At 55.4% G+C, this 21,481-nt stretch carries 20 protein-coding genes and 1 tRNA gene; 4 read left to right on the forward strand and 17 right to left on the reverse strand.

From position 1 onward, the window contains the following. The 12 genes from ONB24_12470 to ONB24_12525 all read right to left on the reverse strand — a co-directional run. The coding region (locus ONB24_12470) for a TolC family protein (GenBank protein MDZ7316928.1) at positions 1-276 on the reverse strand (276 nt) is incomplete at its 3' end. 14 nt (positions 277-290) lie between these two features. Then, positions 291-3,356, reverse strand: a complete 3,066-nt coding sequence (locus ONB24_12475; protein ID MDZ7316929.1) for an efflux RND transporter permease subunit — start codon at positions 3,354-3,356, stop codon at positions 291-293. 15 nt (positions 3,357-3,371) lie between these two features. Further along, positions 3,372-4,424 carry an efflux RND transporter periplasmic adaptor subunit gene (locus tag ONB24_12480; protein ID MDZ7316930.1) on the reverse strand — a complete coding sequence of 351 codons (1,053 nt, stop codon included), beginning with the start codon at positions 4,422-4,424 and terminating at the stop codon, positions 3,372-3,374. 91 nt (positions 4,425-4,515) lie between these two features. Next, positions 4,516-5,298 (reverse strand): hypothetical protein, encoded by a 783-nt coding sequence (locus tag ONB24_12485; protein ID MDZ7316931.1) that lies wholly within the window; start codon positions 5,296-5,298, stop codon positions 4,516-4,518. 37 nt (positions 5,299-5,335) lie between these two features. After that, a complete protein-coding gene (locus ONB24_12490) occupies positions 5,336-6,610 on the reverse strand; it encodes a phosphoribosylamine--glycine ligase (protein MDZ7316932.1) in 1,275 nt (424 codons plus the stop codon). 54 nt (positions 6,611-6,664) lie between these two features. Next, complete coding sequence (locus ONB24_12495) at positions 6,665-7,705, reverse strand: CPBP family intramembrane metalloprotease (protein ID MDZ7316933.1); 1,041 nt, start codon at positions 7,703-7,705, stop codon at positions 6,665-6,667. Positions 7,706-7,946: 241 nt separating this feature from the next. Beyond that, positions 7,947-8,021 (reverse strand) — tRNA-Pro (locus ONB24_12500). 52 nt (positions 8,022-8,073) lie between these two features. Further along, a complete protein-coding gene (locus ONB24_12505; protein MDZ7316934.1) occupies positions 8,074-8,733 on the reverse strand; it encodes a DedA family protein in 660 nt (219 codons plus the stop codon). A gap of 3 nt (positions 8,734-8,736) precedes the next feature. Next, positions 8,737-9,411, reverse strand: coding sequence for a glycosyltransferase family 2 protein (locus ONB24_12510; GenBank protein ID MDZ7316935.1), 675 nt, complete (start codon positions 9,409-9,411; stop codon positions 8,737-8,739). Between the two features lie 16 nt (positions 9,412-9,427). After that, positions 9,428-9,943, reverse strand: a complete 516-nt coding sequence (locus ONB24_12515; protein MDZ7316936.1) for a peptidylprolyl isomerase — start codon at positions 9,941-9,943, stop codon at positions 9,428-9,430. A gap of 114 nt (positions 9,944-10,057) precedes the next feature. After that, entirely contained in the window at positions 10,058-11,128 is a 1,071-nt protein-coding gene (gene ispG / locus ONB24_12520) for a flavodoxin-dependent (E)-4-hydroxy-3-methylbut-2-enyl-diphosphate synthase (GenBank protein ID MDZ7316937.1), read from the reverse strand. Positions 11,129-11,266: 138 nt separating this feature from the next. Continuing rightward, entirely contained in the window at positions 11,267-11,443 is a 177-nt protein-coding gene (locus ONB24_12525; protein MDZ7316938.1) for a hypothetical protein, read from the reverse strand. A 149-nt stretch (positions 11,444-11,592) separates the two neighbouring features. Between ONB24_12525 and xdhC the strand changes: the two genes are divergently transcribed. Continuing rightward, complete coding sequence (gene xdhC, locus ONB24_12530; GenBank protein ID MDZ7316939.1) at positions 11,593-12,384, forward strand: xanthine dehydrogenase accessory protein XdhC; 792 nt, start codon at positions 11,593-11,595, stop codon at positions 12,382-12,384. Beyond that, the gene (locus ONB24_12535) at positions 12,377-12,967 is read left to right on the forward strand and encodes a nucleotidyltransferase family protein (protein MDZ7316940.1); all 591 of its coding nucleotides are present in this window, start codon (positions 12,377-12,379) and stop codon (positions 12,965-12,967) included. The genes xdhC and ONB24_12535 overlap by 8 nt, the downstream gene beginning before the upstream one ends. Positions 12,968-12,977: 10 nt before the next feature. On the opposite strand, the gene ONB24_12540 is transcribed toward ONB24_12535, so the two are convergent. The 5 genes from ONB24_12540 to ONB24_12560 all read right to left on the reverse strand — a co-directional run bounded on the left by ONB24_12540 (position 12,978) and on the right by ONB24_12560 (position 18,792). Then, on the reverse strand, positions 12,978-13,181 hold the full coding sequence (locus ONB24_12540; protein MDZ7316941.1) for a hypothetical protein: 204 nt from the start codon (positions 13,179-13,181) through the stop codon (positions 12,978-12,980). A 29-nt stretch (positions 13,182-13,210) separates the two neighbouring features. Further along, positions 13,211-14,191, reverse strand: coding sequence for a xanthine dehydrogenase family protein subunit M (locus ONB24_12545; GenBank protein MDZ7316942.1), 981 nt, complete (start codon positions 14,189-14,191; stop codon positions 13,211-13,213). Next, the gene (locus tag ONB24_12550) at positions 14,188-16,299 is read right to left on the reverse strand and encodes a xanthine dehydrogenase family protein molybdopterin-binding subunit (GenBank protein ID MDZ7316943.1); all 2,112 of its coding nucleotides are present in this window, start codon (positions 16,297-16,299) and stop codon (positions 14,188-14,190) included. Before ONB24_12550 ends, ONB24_12545 begins: the two co-directional genes overlap by 4 nt. Positions 16,300-16,302: 3 nt before the next feature. Then, a complete protein-coding gene (locus ONB24_12555) occupies positions 16,303-16,923 on the reverse strand; it encodes a (2Fe-2S)-binding protein (GenBank protein ID MDZ7316944.1) in 621 nt (206 codons plus the stop codon). A 918-nt stretch (positions 16,924-17,841) separates the two neighbouring features. After that, on the reverse strand, positions 17,842-18,792 hold the full coding sequence (locus tag ONB24_12560; protein ID MDZ7316945.1) for an AraC family transcriptional regulator: 951 nt from the start codon (positions 18,790-18,792) through the stop codon (positions 17,842-17,844). A gap of 387 nt (positions 18,793-19,179) precedes the next feature. On the opposite strand from ONB24_12560, the gene ONB24_12565 reads away from it, so the two are divergent. Continuing rightward, entirely contained in the window at positions 19,180-20,277 is a 1,098-nt protein-coding gene (locus ONB24_12565; GenBank protein MDZ7316946.1) for an alpha/beta fold hydrolase, read from the forward strand. 101 nt (positions 20,278-20,378) lie between these two features. Further along, on the forward strand, positions 20,379-21,386 hold the full coding sequence (locus tag ONB24_12570; protein ID MDZ7316947.1) for an alpha/beta hydrolase: 1,008 nt from the start codon (positions 20,379-20,381) through the stop codon (positions 21,384-21,386). Positions 21,387-21,481: the final 95 nt, after the last annotated feature.

Consider the following 21,481-nt stretch of genomic DNA (forward strand, 5'->3'; position numbering starts at 1 on the left):
GCTGAGAAAACTTTGTTTCGAATCCACGACGCTGCGGCTGTCGCCGGCATTGGCGGTGATGCGGGGCAAAAAGCCCGCATTGCCGAGGGTTACATTATTGGCGGCAATATCGGCCGCAGTCTTGGCAATGCGAATATCGAAATTGTTCTGCAGCGCCGTCGCTATCGCCTGCTCCAGAGTCAGCGGCTCCTGAGCGGCCGCTATACGGCCGAACAACAAAATCATGAATACCTTTAAAAGCAAAGGCGCCGGTCGGCAGCCTGCATTACTTGTCATTCTTACACCTCATTTCATGGCATAATTTCCAAATTTTTGGGTGTCTTTTTCGAAGCGACCATCAGGTAGACGGCGGGGACGATGAAAAGCGTCAGAAAAGTCGAAAACACCATACCGCCGACCACGGCGACGCCCATGGGCACGCGGCTGCCGGATCCGGCACCCAGCGCCAGCGCAATGGGCAGAATGCCCAGGATCGTCGAGAGCGCGGTCATCAAGATCGGCCGGAAGCGCGAGACCGAAGCATCGATCACCGCCTCGAGCACCGGCAGACCTTGGGCGCGGCGCTGATTGGTGAATTCGACGATGAGAATGCCGTTCTTGGTCACCAGACCGATGAGCATGATCAGGCCGATCTGGCTGAAAATGTTGAGCGTCTGTCGAAAGTACCAAAGCGAAAAGAGCGCGCCGACCAGCGCCAAAGGCACCGTCAGCATGATGGTAAAGGGATCGCGAAAGCTCTCGAACTGGGCGGCGAGGGTCAGATAGATGAACACCAGGCTGAGGAGAAAAACGAACATGAGGCTGGAGGCGCTTTCGACGAAATCGCGCGAGGCGCCGTCGAGCGCCGTGCGGTAGGTTTCGTCGAGCACCCGCTTGGCAATCGCGTCCATGGCCTTGATGCCGTCGCCGATGCTTTTGCCGCGCGCCAGCTGCGCCGAGACCGTCGCCGACAAAAAGCGGTCGAAATGAAAGAGCTGCGGCGGACTGCTTTCTTCAGTTATCGTAATGAGATTATCGAGCTGCACCAGTTTGCCGTCACGGTTGCGGACAAACAGCGACTTGAGGTCGAGCGGTTCATTGCGGTCCTCGGGCAGGACTTGGCCGATGATCTGGTACTGCCGGCCGTTCATAATGTAGTAGCCGATACGCTGACCGCTGTAGGCGAGGGCGAGCGTCTGCGCCACATCCGCCATAGTGACGCCCAGGTTGCGCGCCTTTTCGCGATCGAGACGCACGCGCAGCTCGGGTTTGTTGAATTTCAAATTGACGTCGACGAACGAAAACGTGGGGTCCTTGCGCGCCTCTTCGAGAAACTTGGGCAGAACCGCCTGCAGCTTCTCAAGATTCGATGCCAGAATAACATACTGCACCGGCAGGCCGCCGCGTCTGCCTGAACCCAGCGTCTGCTCCTGCGATACGACGGTGCGGGCGGCGCTGAGTTTGGAAACTTCCGCCATCAGATCGTCGGCGATCTCCTGCTGGCTGCGCTGCCGCTCGTTCGGTTCCTTGAGAATAAGCCGGATAAAGCCGGTGTTGGCCGAACCGGCCGAGCCGAAACCCGGCGCCGTAATGCTGATCATGGCCTCGGTTTCGGGGACGCGCTGCTGAACAAAGTCGCCCAGATCGCGCATAAAGGCGTCGGTGTACTCATAGCCGGCGCCTTCCGGCGTCGTCGCCGTCAGCCTAAGTTGCGAGCGGTCCTCGTAAGGCGCCAGCTCGCGCGGCAGAATCGTCCAGAAAAGCCAGATCAGTGCAAGACAGACGGCAAAAATCAACGGCACCCATTTGCGTCGCGCCAGGAACCAGGTCAGCTTTTTACGGTAGCCTTCGATCAAAGCGGTAAAAAAGGGCTCGGTGGCATAATAGAAACGGCTGTGCCGACGGCTGCGCAGAATGCGCGTCGCCGCCATCGGCGTCAGCGTCAGGGCGACGAACGAAGAGATGATGACGGCCGTGGAAATAACGACGCCGAATTCGCGGAACAATTTGCCGACCAGTCCCTGCATAAACAACAGCGGCAAAAAGACTGCCGCCAATACAACGGTGGTGGAAATAACGGCGAAATAGACCTCTTTGGATCCTTCCAATCCCGCTTTGATCGGATCGTAGCCTTTTTCGATTTTGGTATAGATGTTTTCGAGCATGACGATGGCGTCGTCGACCACCAGGCCGATGGCCAGCACAATGCCCAGCAGCGTCAGCACATTGATGGAAAAGCCGGCGAGATACATGACGAAAAAGGTGCCGATTAAAGAAATGGGAATGGCCAAAGCCGGGATGAGGGTGGTTCGCCAATCGCGCAGAAAGAGAAAGATGATCAAAACGACAAGAACAAAGGCGGTAAAGATGGTCTCGCGGACCTCGGCAATGGATTGGCGGATGTATTTGGTGACGTCAAAGCCGATGCCCAATTCCAAATCGGCTGGAATTTCTTTTTTGATCTGTTCGATGCGGCGATAGAACTCGTCGACGATTTTGATGTAATTGGCGCCGGGCTGCGGGATGAGCACCAGGCCGATCATCGGCACACCGTCGCGGCGCATGATGGTGCGATAGTTTTCCGCCCCCAGTTCGGCAAAACCGATGTCGCGCAGCCGAACGATGCGCCCCTGCGATTCGCGGATGATGAGGTTGTTGAAATCCTCGACGGTCAGCAGACGCCCCATGGTGCGCACGGTCAATTCGGTGGCGTCGCCTTCGATGCGGCCGGTGGGCAGCTCGACGTTCTCGCGGCTGAGGGCCGTCTGCACATCCAGAGGCGTCAAGTTGTAGGCCGCCAGTTTGCGCGGATCCAGCCACAGACGCATGGCGTAGGTTTTGGCGCCCCACAGCTGCACCTCGCTGACGCCCGGAATGGTGCGCACACGCTCGCGCAGAACGTTGGTCGCCCAATCGGTCACTTCGAGCAGGCCGCGCGTCTCGCTTTTGATGTTGAGAAAGACAATCGGCACCGCATCGGCGTCCGCCTTGATGACCTGCGGCGCATCGGCGTCCGGCGGCAGCTGGCGCTGGGCGCGTGAAACGCGATCGCGCACGTCGTTCGCCGCATCCTCGAGCTTGATGCCCAAATTGAATTCCACGGTTATATTGGACCGGCCTTCGCGGCTGACCGAAGTGATCGACCGCACGCCGGCAATGCCGCTGAGCGACTCTTCCAACGGCTCGGTAATCTGTGATTCGATAACGTCGGCGTTGGCGCCGATATAATTGGCCGAAACGGTAACGACGGCCGGATCGACGTTGGGAAACTCGCGCACCCCCAAAAAGCTGAAGCCGATGATCCCCAGAATGACGATGAACAGCGACATGACCATCGCCAAAACGGGTCTACGAATGCTGACGGAAGAAAGGCTCATCGCACGTTCCTCCCGTTATTCGAAGGCGGTGATGCGGACCGGCGCATTCGGCCGCAGCAGCAGGATGCCGCTCGTAATGACCGTATCGCCGGCGGCTGCGCCGCGCAGCAGCTGCACCTTTTCTTGCGTGCGGATGCCGGTTTCCACCGGCGTCGGCACTGCCTTTCCGGAACGACAGAGGTAAATGATCTGCCGCTCCATTTCGGGAATCAGCGCCTGACTGGGGACCATCAGCGCCTGTTCGTCGACGTTGAGCAGAAGCTCCACCTGCGCGAAGGAGCCGGGCACCAATCGGCCGTCTGGATTCGGGCATTTGGCGCGCAGATAAAGCGTCCGCGTCGTTTCGTCGATTTTGGGCTCCACGGCATAAACGACGGCGCGGTGAATCTCGCTCTGTCCCTGAACCCGAAAATTGATCTCCAGACCTGGGCGCACGGCCGAGGCGTAGCGCTCGGGGACGGTGAATTCGATCTTGATCGGATCGCTGTCGACCAAGTTGGCGATCACCGTATTCGGCGAGACATAGCTGCCCTCGCTGACGAACCGCAGTCCGATGCGTCCGGAGAAAGGCGCGGTGATTTTCGTCTTCTGCAGCTGCGCCTCCAGCAGCTTTACCTCCGCCTCTAAAACATTCAAGCGGTTGAGGGCGGCCTCATAGGTTTCCTGACTAACCGCCTCAATTTCAAGCTGCTGCCGTTGACGCCGCTCCGTGCCTGCGGCAAGCTCCTTCTGAAACAGCGTCCTCTGCAGCTGCGCCTGCAGCTCGGCATCGTTGATCTGCAGCAGCAGATCCCCTTTTTTAATCCGACTTCCTTCCTGAAAATAGATCGCCGTCACCTTGCCGGGCACTTCGCTGCGCAAATCGACGGCCTCGTTGGGCTGCAGCGAGCCGGTGACCACGATCTTATCTTCCAGACGCTCCGGCTTGAGCACATGCGCTTTGACGGTAATCGCTCCGCCCCGCGCCGCTGCCGGCTGTCGTACGGCAGACTTTTCCGAAAAGATGCGGAAGACGATCAGCCCTGCAGCCGCAGCAATAATCACTATTCCGATGATTGTCTTTTTCATAAGTCTCCTAACACGATCGGCGGAATCGCTCAATAAAAGCGATACGTTTTCTTTAAATAGTAAAACGCAGGCGGCCTGTTTTTGTTTTCATTCATCGTGACAATTTACCAGACCAGCTGCCCCATCCTTGAGGATAAAAGCGGTCGGCAAATGCCGGATTCTCCAACAGATGTTTGTCGATTTCTCCGGCATCGCGCTCGATAAGATATTTTAATTCTTCCAAATCGCTCGACCATCTGAACCCGTTCCAAAACTCGAAACCTTCGAACTGAGTTTTGTAGAGAGCATTGCGACTGTAACAGCTGCCGAGGTAGATATGTTGAAAGCCCTGAGCGGCAAATTCTACCACCGCGCGGGTCATCATGTACATGCCCAAATTACGGCTCTTCATCTCCAAGTCGTAAAAGGCATAATAATAAAAAGCGGCGCGCGGCGGCTGGAGAAAAAGAACGGTCAAGCCGACCTCTTTTTCACCTTCGCGAAAAAGCATGACATGTGTGCACACCGGCGAAGTGAATAGACTGTCGAGCCGCTCGTAAGTCATGGTATCCGGACCGAATCGACGGTCAGCATAGCTTTTGCAGAACTCGCGGCGTTCGGAAGTGTAGTGAAAGTCGGCTCGGGGTAGGAGAGCACACTGCAGTCCTTCTCCTTTGCGCAGCACGCGTCGATTTTCCGAAGAAGGCGAAAAAAGCGGCAAAGCGACGCGCACATGTCGACACATGTAAAACCGGTCGAGGGTGCGGGTGCTCGGCAAAAAGCCGGCCGCAAAAAGGTCCGCCGGCGTTTCGCCCTCCTCCGGAAAAGCCCAAATCACATAGGGAAAAATGTAATGCGCGTAATCCGATTTGTACTCGGAGAACAACAGCTTCATGGTGTTCCTTTATTGACCGGACGTTAACGGCTCGGCATCACTCTTCGCCCGGAGGCCACAGACTCTTGCCGATGTCGAGACGGTAGTAGCTGCTCAGGCAATAGATTTTGCGGATGTTCTCGTAGGCTTTGGCAATCGCCGCTTCCATGGAGGGGCCGACGGCGACCACGTCCGCCACGCGGTGGCCGGACATAAGCATTCTGCCCTTACGGTCGGCGACCACTTCGTTCCACCAAATATCGCAAGTCGGTTCGCCGGTCAACTGCACCGTCAAAAAAGGCCCTTCAATTTTGGTATAAGGATACCCCCAGCCGGCGAGCGTGAGCGTACAGGCGTATTCTCGGCCTTTGTGAAATTCGATGTTGAGAGGACGGTTGTGGCCGACCGCCAAAAACACTTCGACCGGATTTTTCAGCATGCGACAGAGCGCCGGTCCGGTGGTGATGCCGGTGCGGACATTGAATTCGATCACGTGCCACTTGCCGTCGCGCTTCACGCAGGTCGACTGAACCGGACCGTGGAAGTTGGTTCGGCGGAACCAGGGCAGCAGCGGCTCGAGCGTCTCGCGCACAATGCCGTATTTATCCTCGGTATCCACTTCAACCAATCCGCCGAGCGGCGCCCCGGCCACCGGGCCCATGTTTCCGTCAAAGGCGCGCTTGTATTCCTGGTTGGTCACCATGGGATAGATTTTGCCGTCGCTGACGAACGCGACGTGGCCTGCTTCCCGCCGCCCCATGTACTCCTGCAGAAAGACGCCCTCGGCATAGTTGACGTGCTCCAGCCAGCTCAAAGTGTCTTCGACCGTTTCGGTTACGATGGTATGAACCGGAGAACCGGGGGCGCAAAGCGGGTTTTTGATCACGTACGGCAAAGGATTGGCGCGCACATACTCTACGGCGTCCAGGCGATTTTTGGCGACATAAGCTTTCGGCACCGGGATACCGTACAGCTCGCACAGTCTGCGGCCGTAATCGCGGTCGCGCTCGAGCTTCATCGCCTCACCGTACGGCGAAAGAATGGGAACCTGCATGGCGAGGAACTCGTCCTTCCACTCGGCCTCATGCCAATTGATCGACATGGGGATCACCAAATCGATCTGCTTTTCGCGCACGAGGGGGCAAGGGTTGGGATAATCTTTGAAATGAAAGGTCTCGCCGTACAGCGACGGGCCATAATCGCCGTAATTGCGGGTCAAATAGCAGCACACCTCGGCGCCGTTTTCGGCCAAGGTGCGCATCGCAGAGGCCGCATAGGAGCCGATGCCCCACAGCATGATCTTGGGCTTTGAACCGGAAATGATGGATTCCATCTCTATTCCTCTGGCAATTTTGCGCATTTCGGCATCAAATCGATCGAAAAGACTCTATCCTCTAAAAAAGATCATCCAAACCCAATCAAGCAATGCGTGCAGCCAGACGGCGGCAGTAAGCTTTTTTGTGCGGATGAAAATCCAGGCGTAAAAACCGCCGGCGACGAACGAGAAAAAAGCATAAGACCAGGAGAAAGGCGAATCCGCGGCCATGAAATACGGGCCTGAAGGCGGCAGAGGGCTGCGGCTCTTTGCCAGAGCGAAGAGAAGCGAAGAAGCAAAAATTGCCGTGCCGACCGCCCATTTTCTTCCCTGAAAAATCTGGAGAAAATATTTATAGAATACGGCGCGGAAAAGAAGCTCTTCGGGCAATGCAACGAGGAAAAAGAGCAGAACGCCCTGCGTTAGGAGCGTCAGAAAAGACGGCAAATGATCGGTAATCGTCAACAATCCGGTAAAGGGAGCGAAAATCAGCAGGACCAAAAACAGGAGGATAAAATTGAGCACAATTTGACGGACCTCATCGGCCTTGAGGCGAAAGGTAAAGCCGACATCGAGGCGCGGCAGATAAATATTAAGGCCGATGGTCGACAAGAGAGCGGCAAAGGCCAAGGGCTGCACAAGGGGCCGGCTGAGCGGAGCCGTCCAGTTCGGTACATGGCCGATAAAAAACAGCAGCCACAGCCAGATAAGCAATATGGTTTTAGACAGCACCTTTGCCGGATCGATCAGCGCAGTTAAAAGCAGACCGCCGATCATCCAAATCGTCGTCCAGGTTAAGGTATGCGGTCCCGCGTGTCCTGCCGAAAAGCCCCAAAGCGCAGCAGACAAGCCGACGATTAAAAAAGAAACGGCGGATAACCGGCGGACTCGGTTCGGCGATTCTGCCGCGGCCTTTAATAGCGGCGGATTGGCGGCAAAGATGAGCGGCGCTGCAGAAACCGTCACCAGGAAAAGCGTCGCAAGCATCCTGCCGACGCTCTGTTGAACCTCAATGAGGTATCGGCCTGCGCTCAGCATGAGCAAACCGGTTAGAATGATCGACAAGCGCAGATCCGGCGTAATAGAGTCTTTGTGACGGCGTTTATTTTTCATTTAATATGCAGTTTTTCGTCTCGTCGTCATAAGCTGCCGCTAATATAGAAATTCTTTTTCATTTGCCCAATTCCTTTGTTGACGACGAGGTGGAAAACGCCGTACAGAGCCGGCAATCGAATGGTTAGACTGGATGAAGACCGTCTCGGTAGAGGTTGGGAAAGACGCCTGTTACGGAAGGCGTCAGCCGAGTCTGGAACAGTCAAAAAAAAGCCGAAGCATCTTTTGCTTCGGCTGAGAGTCGGGGCGAGAGGATTTGAACCTCCGACTTCTTGGTCCCGAACCAAGCGCGCTAACCGGACTGCGCTACGCCCCGAAAAGCGGGTCAAATATAGAGAAAGAGGCGGTTAAAAGCAACAGAAAAATCATCAGAGCACGTACTTGATGACGACAAAGCCGCCGATCAGCAGGATGGTGAAAAGAATCGCCAGCCAGTTAAAATATTTGTCAATGAACGACTTGATCGGCTCGCCCCATTTCCAGATCAGACCGGCGACAAGGAAAAAGCGTGCCCCGCGACTGACGATCGAAGCCAGGATCATCATGGGAAAACTGACATCGAAGGCGCCCGCAGAAATGGTAAACACTTTAAAGGGAATGGGTGTAAATCCGGCGGTAAAAATAACCCAAAAATTCCACTGTTCATACAGTCCCTGAACGCGATAGAAAAGCGCGTGCGTAAAGCCGGGAACATGGGCGAAGAACCAGTTTGCCAGGCCGGAAAAGCCGCCGTCCGTCCACCAGAGCGAATGGCCGATCCAGTAGCCGAATGCGGCGCCGAGGACCGAAGCCGTCGTACAGTTGAAGGCAAAGCGAAAGGCTTTCGCTCGGCTGCCGAGCACCAGAGCTATGAGCAGAGCGTCGGGCGGCACAGGGAAAAAAGACGCCTCGGCAAAGCTGAGAATAAAAAGCGCGGCGGCGCCGTAAGGGCTTTCGGCCCAACTCAACACCCAGTCGTAGAGTCTTCGGATGACATGCGGTTTGACTGCGGTTCGATCGGCTTGGGTCACACTCGAAATAGAATTCATCCCTCACCACCAAAATGTTTTTAAAATGAGCAGAATAAAGCGCAACGTATCTGCGCCCGGTCGGATGGAGCTTTTTTGTCCGGTGTAGATCGTCGCTATGGGTATTTCGTTAAAGACGGCGCTTTTCCTGCCGAGCCGGATGAGCAGCTCGGATTCGAGTTGGAACCCTTTCTCCCGCAGCGGCAGGCCGACCAGGCTGTCGACGCGAAAAGCGCGCATACCGCACTGGCTGTCGTGGATCCTCCTGCCTCCGGTCAACGATACGAGGATGGAGGTGATGCCGTTGCTCAGCTGCCGATGCAGCGGCATGGTTCGCCGGTCGATTCGATTGGCAAGAACGGCGTCAAGCCCGCTGCGCATGGCGCGAAAAAAGTTCGGCAAAGCCTGCGCCGGATGCTGTCCGTCGCTGTCCATGAAAAGAATCCACTCATATCCCTCCTGCCGCGCGATGTTCAAAGCGGTCAAAATCGCTGCGGCCTTGCCGAAATTGTGCGGATGTCGAACCACTCGGGCACGGCAGTCAGCGGCCCGTTCGGCAGTCGCATCGACAGACCCGTCGTCGACCACCAGAACATGCGCCAAAGGATGGTGAACGGAAATGTCCTTTAGACAGGCGACGATGTGATTCGCTTCATTATAGGCAGGCAGCGCAATGAGTGTTTTCGGCTTGCCTTCCACGCGTTTTGCAGCGGGCTTATTTGATTCGTTTGAAAATATTAAAGCCGTGCGGCGTCTCGATGATCTCGCTCACCTGGTCGATCTTGAGCGCGGCAATGGCGTTTTCGATGACCGGTGCAAAGTCGCCGCGATTGAAATAGCCCAGATCGCCTCCCATCGGCGCGCTGGGGGCTATCGATTTGGCTTTGGCCAGCTCGCTGAAATCTTTGCCCGCCTTCAATTCGGCCAGGATCTGTTCCGCTTCGGCGCGGGTTTTGACGAGAATATGGAGCGCATGAAACTCGCCGAGCGGCTTGGTCGGCGTCGTGCTCGTCGACGGCTTCCAGATCCAACCGGTAATTTGCACCTTCAGCCAATTATCCTGCTCATAGAGCACGATCATTTCCGTGCCCTGCAAAAGCGCGCCGATCTTTTGCCCCTTCGGCGCATCGCGTAAATTTTCCTCCTGAACGCCGACATAGACCTTTTTCGTTTGCGCAAAGATCGGCAAGGCGATCGCCCATATCAATAAGCAAACAACCAATCGATTCAACACGGCCTCCGTTGCTTGGTTGAGAGATTCGGGGACGTTTTTTTCAATCTGTTAAATGTATAAAATTTTTACCTTTTTCCGAACACTTTTTTAACTACCGGCGCCTGAGGAATGTCAGCGGGCCGCGGCTCTTTCTTGCCGCAAGCTCTCCACTTCGGCGATGAGCGCCGAGACGATCTCGCTTTCCGCAACTTTGCGGATGATAACGCCCTTGCGAAAAAGCACGGCGCTGCCTTTTCCGCAGGCGACGCCGACGTCGGCTTCCTTGGCTTCACCCGGCCCGTTGACGACGCACCCCATCACCGCGACGGTCAGCGGCTCTTCGATCCCGGCCAGCCGCCGCTCCACTTCTTCGGCTATGGGGATTAGATCGACCTGCGTGCGGCTGCAGGTGGGACAGGAGATCAGATTGACGCCGCGCCGCGAAAGATCGAGCGCTTTTAAAATTTGATACCCGACATAAACCTCCTCGACCGGGTCGCCCGTGAGCGAAACGCGCAATGTGTCGCCGATCCCTTCGGCCAGCAGGATGCCGAGCGCCACAGCCGATTTGATGGTTCCGGAGCGTACCGTTCCCGCTTCGGTGACGCCGATGTGCAGCGGTACGTCGGTGTGACGCGAGGCCTCGCGATAGGCGGCAATCGTTTTGACGACGTCGGATGATTTGAGCGAGAGCACCAAGTCTTCGGCGCCGAATTCGCGGCAGAGATCGATGTTGCGCAGCGCGCTGCGAACCAGAGCGCGTACCGTGGGTCCGCCCTCCTCTTTTAGGATATCTTTTTCGATAGACCCTGAATTGACGCCGACGCGGATGGGCACCTTGGCGGCTACCGCCCGTTCGACCACCGCCCGAACTTTTTCCCGTCCGCCGATGTTGCCGGGGTTAATACGGATTTTGTCGGCTCCCGCATCGATGGCCGCCAGAGCCAGTTCATAGTTAAAGTGAATGTCCGCCACCAACGGCGCATCGATTCGGCGACGAATGGCGGCAAAAGCCTTGGCTGCCGCCTGCGACGGCACCGCCAGCCGGACAATCTGACAGCCGGCCTGCAGCAACCGTTCGATCTGCCGCAGAGTGGCATCGACATCCTCGGTCTTGGTGTTGGTCATCGACTGCACGCTGATCGGCGCACCGTCTCCGACCGCCAGGTTGCGCACGTACACTCGCCGAGTACGAGAACCCATTTCCTCCTCTATGTTCAATCGTTTTGCTGAGAAGAAATTTAGCAAAAATAAGGCGGGAAAACTAAAATAAAAAGCGGGTCTTGCGACCCGCTCGTGAGGAAAGAAGCGCAGTGGAAAAGTGTTGATTCAAAATGTGAATCAACACCCATCACAAACGAATTCATAGTGCATTTTGTTCTGCCTCGCGTGGCGACGAGCCTGCCAAACCTGCAGGGCTTTTTTCCATTCCCCTTCTTTTTTCTCGTCGAAAAAGATATAGTTCGTATTGTACTCGTCGCTTTCCGGCCCGAAATCGTCTATAAATATATAAGCCATCGTCTCCTCCATTTTTTAAGACGCCTTAATTAACAGATCCAATGTTGCGTTATCATAAAGAAAGCGTAAAATTTGCACTATCATTGAAAAGGAATTGCAAAAGTTGGAGCGATTTTGTTTATTTGAGCGGTCAATATCGTGAGGAGATCATGAGCCTTTGGCAAAAGATTGTTGATTTAGAAGCAAAAGGCGGGGCGGCGGTATTAGCGACGGTGGTGGAGGCGTCAGGTTCGGCGCCGCGGGAGGTCGGAGCCAAGATGCTGGTTTATGCGGACGGTACAATTGAGGGTACGATCGGCGGCGGCGCGATCGAAAAAGCCGTGATCGAGGAGTGCATGGCGGCAATGCGCACTCAGCGGCCGAAGCTGCTCGAGTACGAACTGACCGAACTGCAGATGAGCTGGGGCGGCAGGGTTAAAATTTTTATCGAGCCGCTCTTTTCCGCGCCGCCGCTGATCGTCTTCGGCGCCGGTCACGTCGGCAAAGCGATGGCCGCCGTAGCCGATCTGCTCGGCTTCCGCGTGACGGTCGTCGACAATCGGCCGGAATTTGCCAATGCGCAGCGCTTCCCAAACGCTGAAAAAATTCTGGCTAAAGAGTACTCTGCCGCATTGCCCGAACTCGAGTTTACGCCCGAAACCTGCCTCGTAATCGCGACGCACCAACACAGCCACGATCGCGAAATTTTAGAGTACTGCGTGCGTCAACCGTTTGCTTATTTGGGGATGATCGGCAGCCGCACAAAGGTTCAGCAGACCTTCAAGGCGCTCGAAGAGGCGGGCATCGACCGGGCGGCGCTGCAAAGGGTGCATTCGCCGATGGGGTTGGCGATCGGCGCCCGCACACCGGAGGAAATCGCCGTGTCGGTGGCTGCGGAAATGATCGCAGTGCGCTGCGGCGTCGACGTTTCGGCGCTTTCCATGAGGCTGCAGAATGATTAGCGGCTTGATCTTGGCAGCCGGCGAGTCGCGGCGCATGGGCGAAGTAAAGCCGCTCCTGCGCATCAACGGCCTGACTTTTCTTCAACACATCGAGCAGGCGCTGCGCGGAGCAGGGATCGAAGAAATTATAGCGGTTATCGGTCATCAAGCCGCGCGCATCCAAAATGAAAGCGGCGCAAACGTCCGTTTCGTCGACAATCCGAACTATCAGCTCGGTCAACTGTCGTCACTGCAGACGGGCATTCGCGCCGTCGGCAACGCCGAGGCGGTCATCGTCTGTTTGGTGGACCAACCGCACGTTCAGCGCGCATGGATCGAACAGCTCATTACCGCTTTTCGCGAGGCTCATCCCCTCATCGTTCGACCTTGCTGCAAGGGACGCTGCGGTCATCCCGTGCTTTATGCTGCCGAACTTTTTGCGGAGTTTCTGAACTTGCCCCTAACCGAAACGGCCAAGGCGGTTTTTCGGCGCCACGGCGAACGCACCCGCCTCGTCGAGATCGATTCGGAAGGGATCCTGTTCGACGCCGATACACCGGAGGATTTGCAGGCCGTTCGCCGCTTTTTCGATAAAACCGAATGAAAGACCTTGGTCACTCGGCTCCGTGTTTGAAGCAGCTGCGTTTCGGCGTGCACTCATGCGGCGAGGCGGCGTTGAAATCCGGCCCCAGCGCCGAAACCGTACGCAGACATTGATATTGCGCTGTCAGCCTCTTGTCCTTTGCGGCAGAGGGATCGAGCAGACCCGGATAGCGCGGACCGACGCGCATCAACAGAGGGCAGACTTTGTATTCCATGGCCGTGCTTCGAATGCTTCAAAATTCTATTACGCTTTGCCCATCATCTCCATTACGGCGCGCTTGATCAAATTTCTCGCCAGCGGCACTTTGTACTCGTTTTTGTCCAATGGTGCGGCCTGCGCCAATTCGGCTTTGGCGGCTTCGAGCAAAAGCTCCTCCGAAATCGCCTGGCCAGCGAGCATGGCTTCCGTCTTGAGCGCCCGCCACGGCTTGGGCGCTACACCGCCTAGAACTATCCTCGGCTCGAACAACCGATCGCCTTCCACCCTGCCGGCCGCCGCCACGCTGACCATGGCAAAATCGAACGAATCTCGCTCGCGGAACTTGAGATAATGACTCTTGAGCCGCTTGGCGCGCGCCGGTACGATGATCTGCGTCACCACCTCATCGGCAGCAAGCACGGTCTCGTGATACGGATCCTGTTCAGGCAGAACGTAGAATGCTTCCGCTTTGATGCGCCTGGATTTTTTCGCACTCAGGATCTCGATCTCGGCATCGAGAGCAATCAGCATCGGCGCCACATCCGAGGGATGGACGATGTAGCATGGATCGCCGCCGAGAATGCAGTGATACTTGTTCTCGCCGTAGATGGCGTAGCAGAGCTCGCCGCCCTTACGGTAGCAGGGAAAACGGCTGCTCCGGTAGTACCAACAGCGCGGCCGCTGACAGAGATTGCCGCCGATCGTTCCCATGTTGCGCAGCTGAATCGTGCCGACCGACTGCACCGCTTCGATGAGGCCGGGATAGGCCATTGCCGGTGGAAATTCGAGAATATCAGCCAGCCGAACGGCGGCACCGATACGCAGTCCCTTGCGGTCCTCTTTGATCGAGCTCAGTTCCGGCAGTTGTTTCAGATTGATCAGCAGCTCAGGTTCGACAATGCCTTCTTTCAGGCGCGCCAAGGCATCGGTGCCGCCGGCGTAAAGCATCGCCATGTTGCCGTATTGCGCCAGCAGCGGCGGAATCGCCTTGGCATTCTTGGGATAGATATAAGAAAAGGCTTTCATGACCGGCCCTCCTTGCGTTCGATGGCCGTCAGCACTTTATCCGGTGTGATGGGCAGCTCGGTGATGCGCACGCCGACGGCATTATAAATCGCGTTGGCAATGGCGCCGACGCCGGGAATGGCGGGCGGCTCGCCCAATCCGATGACGCCCCTCTCCTGCTGATCGTAGATGGTTACGTCGAAATCGGGCATCTCGAGCGCGCCGGGGATTTTATAGTTTTCCATATCCGCATTGGGCATGATGCCGGTTTCGCGATCGAGCAGACGCTGTTCGAGCAGCGCATAGCCGATCTCGCCGATCATGGCGCCGTTGATCTGACTGCGCGCCGTCAACAGATTGACCACCAGCCCGCAATCTTGTACGGCGATCATTTTCAGCACCTTCACCTTGCCGGTTTCACGGTCGACCTCCACTTCGGCAAACTGCGTCCCTGCCGTGCCGCTGTCGGACAGGCCTTCGGCCCAGGACTCCATGGCCGAGATCGTCGCGCCCTCCAGCAGCGCGCAGGCCTGCTTCCAGCTCAATGTTTCACCGGTTGCGGTTATGGTAAATTTTTTAGCCGTATATTGCACCTGCTCGACGGCAACGCCCTTTGCCTCGGCCACTGCCGCGATGAGGCGCTGTTTGGCGCTTTCGGCGGCGCGTTTGACCGCCGGCGCGACCGAAGGCGCCGTGGTGCTGCCGCCGCTCGCGGGCGCCCAGGGAAAGTCGCTTTCACCGATGAGCGGCCGGACGTCGGTCAAATCGAGCTCCAGCTCTTCTGCCGCAACCGCCGCGACCAGCGTGCGGGTACCGACCCCAAGGTCCTGCGTGCCGATGCGCACATCCACGGTGCCGTCGCTGTAAATGTTGACGATCGCGGTCGTGCCGCGCGTACCGCCGCCGCCCCATTCGCCGGACCCCATACCCAAACCGCGCACCTTGACGCCTTTTTGACTCCCGGAGGGTTGCCGACGATGCCAGCCGATGCGCTCGGCGCCGATTTGATACTCGGCCTGCCGTGTAGGATTGGGATCGTTCAGCTGTCTCAACTTGAGCGGATCCATGCCCAAAGCTTCGGCCAACTCATCCATGATCGAATCAATGGCAAACGCCGCCTGCGGATGACCGGGTGCGCGCATGGGCGCCGCCGGACCGGCGTTGATGAACACATCCCGTTGTTTCACCTTCCAATTGGGGAAAAAATAGATATAAGGCTGCGGAACGCCCGCGCCGCCGCCGACGCCGCCGCTGCCGAACGCTTCCATCTCGAAAGCGGTCAGCTTGCCGTCCTTTTTCGCACCGATCTTTATCCGTTGAAAAGACGAAGGCCGATTGCCGGTGCAGAGCATCTCTTCTTCCCGATCGAGCATCAGCTTGACCGGTGCTCCGGCTTGCTTGGCCAAACGCGCACAGATGACGTTGTAGGACTTGGGGCCGAACTTGCTGCCGAATCCCCCGCCCATGTGATGGGTAATGACATGGATGCGGTTTTCAGGAATGCTGAGCGCCTGCGCCAGACCGCTGCGCGTGCCGTGAACGCCCTGCGTGGAATCCCACAAATAGAGTTCTTCCCCCTCCCATTTGGCGACGCAGCCGTGCGTTTCGAGCGTCGTATGCACCTGAACGTTCATATGAAAGGTGCGCTCGATGATCACGTCCGCTTCGGCAAAGCCTTTTTCGATGTCGCCTTCGCCGTATTCTTCCAGCTCACCAAGGTTATCCTCGCGGCCGCTCATGACCCGCGGCGCATCGGGCTTGATAGCTTCCTCTTCGCGCACCACAAAGGGCAGCGGCTCATAATCGACGCGAATCCGCCGCAAGGCCTCGGCAGCGGTATGCTCATCCACGGCCGCGACCGCCGCCACCTCGTCGCCGACGAAATTGACCTCGTCCTTCAACTTGCCGATCACCGCTTTGACGCCGGGCAGCGCCTGCGCAGCGGACAAATCGACCGAGATGACCCGCGCATGCGGATAAGGACTGCGGAGAATCCTGCCGTACAGCATCCCCGGCAGGTGTACGTCATAAGTATACTTGGCGCGGCCGGTCACTTTATCGACGCCGTCGACGCGCGGAACCGGTTTGCCTAAAAAACGCGTTTGAGTTAGAGGCTTCCATCCCGCCATGACTCAGCCCTCCTTCTGCATGCGTTCTGCCGCCTGGGCGACGGCTTTGAAGACGTTCGGATAGGTGCCGCAGCGGCACAAGTTGCCCGATACGGCCCGCTTGATCTCCTCCAACGTCGGTTTAGGGTTACGGCGCAGCAACGCCAAACCGGACATGATGAATCCGGGCGTACAAAAGCCGCACTGCAGCGCATCGTTTTCGACAAAGGCCTCCTGCAGAGGATGAAGCCGATCGCCTCGGGCCACCCCTTCGATGGTCTCAACCGAGCAGCCGTCGGCATCGAGGGCGAGCATGGAGCAGGCCAAGACCGTGCGCCCGTCGAGAATGACCGTGCAGGCGCCGCATTGTCCCTTGTTGCATACCCGTTTGGTGCCGGTCAAGCCGAAAGCATCGCGCAGCAGATCGAGCAGCGTCGTCCTGGGATCGCACTGCACTCTTTTCTGCTCGCCGTTGACCTGCAGAGTGATGGTGACCGAATCGGGACCGACTATGCGCCCATGTTCGGCGGCTGCTGAAAGCGGCCGAATGCTCTTGAGCGCGGCGGCGCCGATCAGACCGCCGCTAACGCCTTTGAGGAAACCGCGCCGGGAAAGGCCGTTGTGAATGTTTTTTTCTTCCATCATCGGCTCTCCTTTAATGCAAAGCGGAAAAATGTTCCCTTTACGTTCTTGCCTTTTGAGAACAAATTATAACTTTTATTAATTAGAGCAAGTGAAATCGCAAATACGCTTACGGCCGGGGTGTAGGATAAAAGGTCGAAAGTCAAGGGCGGCAGGTCGAAAGTCCAAAGTCGAAAGTCCGATTGAAATAGTGCGGGATGTTGAATTTTGCGGCGGTTTTGCCGCATCGTAGAACAATTTTTTAAATTGTCGACGTAGAACCATTTTTCAAATTTTTATCGGGGCGGGGGTTTATTCCAGACCAGCGATTTTGATACTGAAAATTTGCAGGTTAATAATACGTGAGTTGATCGCAATTTGTAAAATTGCGCGACAAGCACGGGATAAATCCCGCGCTGCCGGTACGAGATGAATCTCGCGCTACCGGCACGAGATAAATCTCGCGCTGCGTTAGATTGCGGTGCGGGTGCGGGATAAAACTCGCGCTACGTCCTATTTGGAAAACTGCGTCGAGAGTTTTTATAACGTTTATACAGGTCGGCGAATTATCGCCTTTTGCCTCCTTTCCGTGTGAGATTCGAAAAAAGCAGGAATCAAAAAATTAGAAAAGCACGGCCGGCAATTATTATTCAATTTTTAATTTAATAGGCTCTCTGCAATCTCTGCAAATGCGAAAAGCATTTCTGCTATTCGTGTTTCTCATTTTTAAAACAATCAAAAGATACCGGCATGCGCTTTTTATAAGAGGCGTCTTAATAGATTAGGCAAAAGACATCCATCTTTCCGCAGTTGGAGAAACTGCTTCAGCTACGGACAAGGCGCAGATCCGAGGCCCCGCCGCAGGTCGGCATGATCGGACATTAACAAGAAGGCGTGAATAGCGACTTTATTAAACGTTTCAGCAGGAAACTGCTCCCATTGTCAATATTGTTCGACTCTTGACGGGGGAACCATACGCAGCCTTTCCACGTCTCGGCGCGGCGGCATACCAAAATGCCTTTTATAATCACGATTAAAATGTGAAGCGTCATCGTATCCCACGCGAAAACCGGCTTCGGCGGCATCGAGATGTTCATGCAGCATCAGTCGCCGCGCTTCCTGGAGCCGCAGTTGCTTCTGAAACTGCAAAGGGGTCATGGAAGTAACCGATTTGAAATGGTGGTGGAAAGATGAGACGCTCATTCCGCATTCCTGCGCAATCTTTTCTATACGCAGCGGTTGATCAAACTTTTTGCGCAGCAGCGTAATGGCTCTGGCTATGGGGGATACAAAACCGCCGTGGGCAGCAATATGACGCAGCCGATCGCCCTGCCCTTCCATCCATAGCCGATAAACGATTTCACGTTTGATGATCGGCGCCATAAAAGGAGCTTCGCTGGGCCTTGCGATTAAACGGGCGAGTCTCACCACGGCATTCAAAAGATCGCCGCATAAGGGGCTGACCGTTATGGCCTTTATATCGGCAAATTCAGGGGAGGCATCTCGCGCCTCCACCATAACAGAATGAACAAGAGCCGGATCCAGGATTAGGCGCAGACTGAGATAGGGATGCTCCGGCGAGGCTTCACGAATCGTGCCCGTCAACGGCAGCTCGGCGGTAACCAAAAGATAGTGGAATGGATCATAAGTGTAGCTTTCATTTCTCAAAATAATCTCTTTGCTGCCCTGCGCGATCACGCAAAACGAAGGCGCGGTTACCACATAAAGAGGCTCGCCCGGAGCTGAAGCGCGCTGAAGGACCAAGCCCGCGATCGGTTCGACTTTTCCATCTTCCGGGATGGCTCGCCTGATCAGCTCAACAAGTTCCTGCCTATCAGCCTGCGCGCGCTGGTCCTCCCAGAATTCCCCTTGCTTTTCTATGCCGTTCATCATCGCCCCTTCTTTTATTGCCCTGATGCCGCCGATATTCACTCGAATTTTGAATCGAGCGCAAAAGTCATTTGTTCCCGATTAGCCTGTTCTTGCAGAATCATTCAATAATTTTAGAGAATTGCTCAATAACTCTTTGATTTTATTTGCGTATAATTCACTGTCAAAATAGAAACCTTTATCTCTTTATTCTTTTTCACGAATTGAACACGGGTAAACAGAAAACGCGGCAGGCGTTGCCAAGTTCACAGTTAGAATACCGGAATGAAACAGATTGTTCTAAGGGCGTCGGCAGGCAGCCGTGTTCGACAAAGCGCCTGCACAGCACTTTTTGTTGCTTCGCCCAATTTACGAAGGGCAATGTGTAATATAAAAGCAGGAAAAGAAATAATGAAGCCGCTTAACACAAAGAAAAAAGCAAGATTTCTCATTCCGATCCAATTCGCTGTTGCGTTCCTTGCTTTACTTGAGGGCTTAATCGCAGGTGAAAATTTGCAACCGATAATCATTCGGGAACAGGGCAGCTTTATGGTCGGCGGAAAAGTCATTAAAGCCTCGGGGACCTTTGATCCTTATCATCCCACTTCGGCCGGGCAGACTTTGCACGGCGACCATGCTTATGTATTTTATCAGATTCCCGTCCAGGCAAAAAAGCTGCCGATGGTTATGTGGCACGGATTCGGACAGTTTTCGAAAACATGGGAAACAACTCCTGACGGACGGGACGGCTTTCAGAACATCTTTTTGCGCCGAGGCTATTCGGTTTATGTACTCGACCAGCCTCGACGCGGCAACGCCGGGCGCAGCACAGTTTCCGCCGTCATCGAACCCCTTCCGGATGAGCAGCAATGGTTCGGCACTTTCCGTCTCGGTATTTGGCCGAACTTTTTCGAAGGTGTACAATTTCCTCGTGATTCTACTGCGCTCGAGCAGTTCTTTCGCGCCATGACGCCCGATACGGGGCCGATTGACGTCAATCTCAATGTCGAAGCGGTCTCGGCCTTGTTCGACAAGATCGGGGCGGGCATTCTGGTCACCCATTCCCATTCGGGCGGAATGGGCTGGTTGACGGCGATTAAAAATCAAAATGTCAGAGCCATCGTCTCCTTCGAGCCGGGAAGCGGCTTTCTTTTTCCCGAAGGTAAAGTCCCTGAGCCCAAACCGAGCTCCGGCGGTACGCTATCGGCGAATGCAGTACCGATGAGCGACTTTCTCAAGCTGACCCAAATTCCGATCGTCATTTATTACGGCGATTTCATTCCCGCAGAACCCAGTCCCAACCCTGGTCAGGACGGCTGGCGGGTCCGGCTTGAAATGGCTAAAATATGGCGTGATGTCGTAAACGACCATGGAGGAAATGTGACCCTCGTCCATTTGCCGGAAATCGGCATCAGAGGAAATACACATTTCCCCTTTTCGGATTTGAACAATCTGGAAATAGCCGATTTGGTATCCAAATGGCTGAAAGAAAAAGGGTTGGATCATTGAAAGAATTTTGCGCTGATTTGACGAATCATCCCAAAGAAATATGCGATGAGGCAATTAAAGTGAAAAATATCATGATAATTTTTATAGGAGTGCTGCTGCTGATGAAAATAAACGCTCCTGCACAGGATCAGTCCAAGCCTGCCAATCCGTTCGGTCTGGTCTATCAGGGCGCCGTCACGGAGAACGTTGCGGGCAAAGTGAATATTCATCCTGTTTCCTACAAGCTTAACGGCATTGATATATCGGCAAATGTCTATACACCGCCGGGCTATGATCCGTCCAAAAAGTACCCGGCTATTGCCGTAGCTCATCCCAACGGAGGCGTTAAAGAGCAGGTCGCCGGCTTGTATGCACAGCGTCTGGCGGAGGCGGGGTATATTACCATTGCCGCTGATGCGGCCTTTCAAGGCGCCAGCGGCGGAGAGCCTCGCCGAGTCGACAAGCCGTTCTATCGCATCGAGGATATTCGAGGCATGGCGGATTTTCTCATCCGCTATCCCGGCGTTGATGCGGAAAGACTGGGCCTTTTCGGCATTTGCGGCGGCGGCGGCTATGCTCTAGCGGCCGCTCAAACCGATAAGCGCTTTAAAGCGGTTGCAACCTTGAGCATGTTCAATACGGGGTTGGTGAGACGAAACGGATTTATGAACTCGCAGATTAACACGATCCAGGATCGTCTGCGGGAAGCATCAAAAGCGCGGGCTTTGGAAGCCGAAAAGGGCATCATCCTCTATGCGGCCGACACGCAGACGACCGACGAAATGGCGGACAAAATGCCGTTTGATTTGTATCGAGAAGGGCATTATTACTACAATCGCACGCATGCCCATCCCAATTCGACATTTCGATATACGATGAGCAGTCTGCTCGATTTGATGGCTTTCGACGCAACCGCCAATATGGAGCTTCTCGATCAGCCGCTGCTGATGATGGCGGGCAGCAAAGCCGACAGCTATTACATGACCGAAAGTGCATTCAAGCTTGCCGTCGGGACAAAGGAAAAAGAATTGTTTCTCATAGAAGGAGCAACGCACATTCAAACATACTATGTGCCCGAGTATGTCGAACAAGCGGTAAAAAAACTTATCGAGTTTTTTGGTAAATTGTAAGAAATCCAAGCGTTATTTATAGTTGTTCGGGATAAAAATAATCAATCAATTTTTCAATAGGGGTCAAACCGTTAAGAGAAGCATGCGGTTTGACC

The sequence above is a fragment of the candidate division KSB1 bacterium genome (assembly GCA_034505495.1).
In the GTDB taxonomy this organism is placed as follows: Bacteria; Zhuqueibacterota; Zhuqueibacteria; order Residuimicrobiales; family Krinioviventaceae; genus Fontimicrobium_A.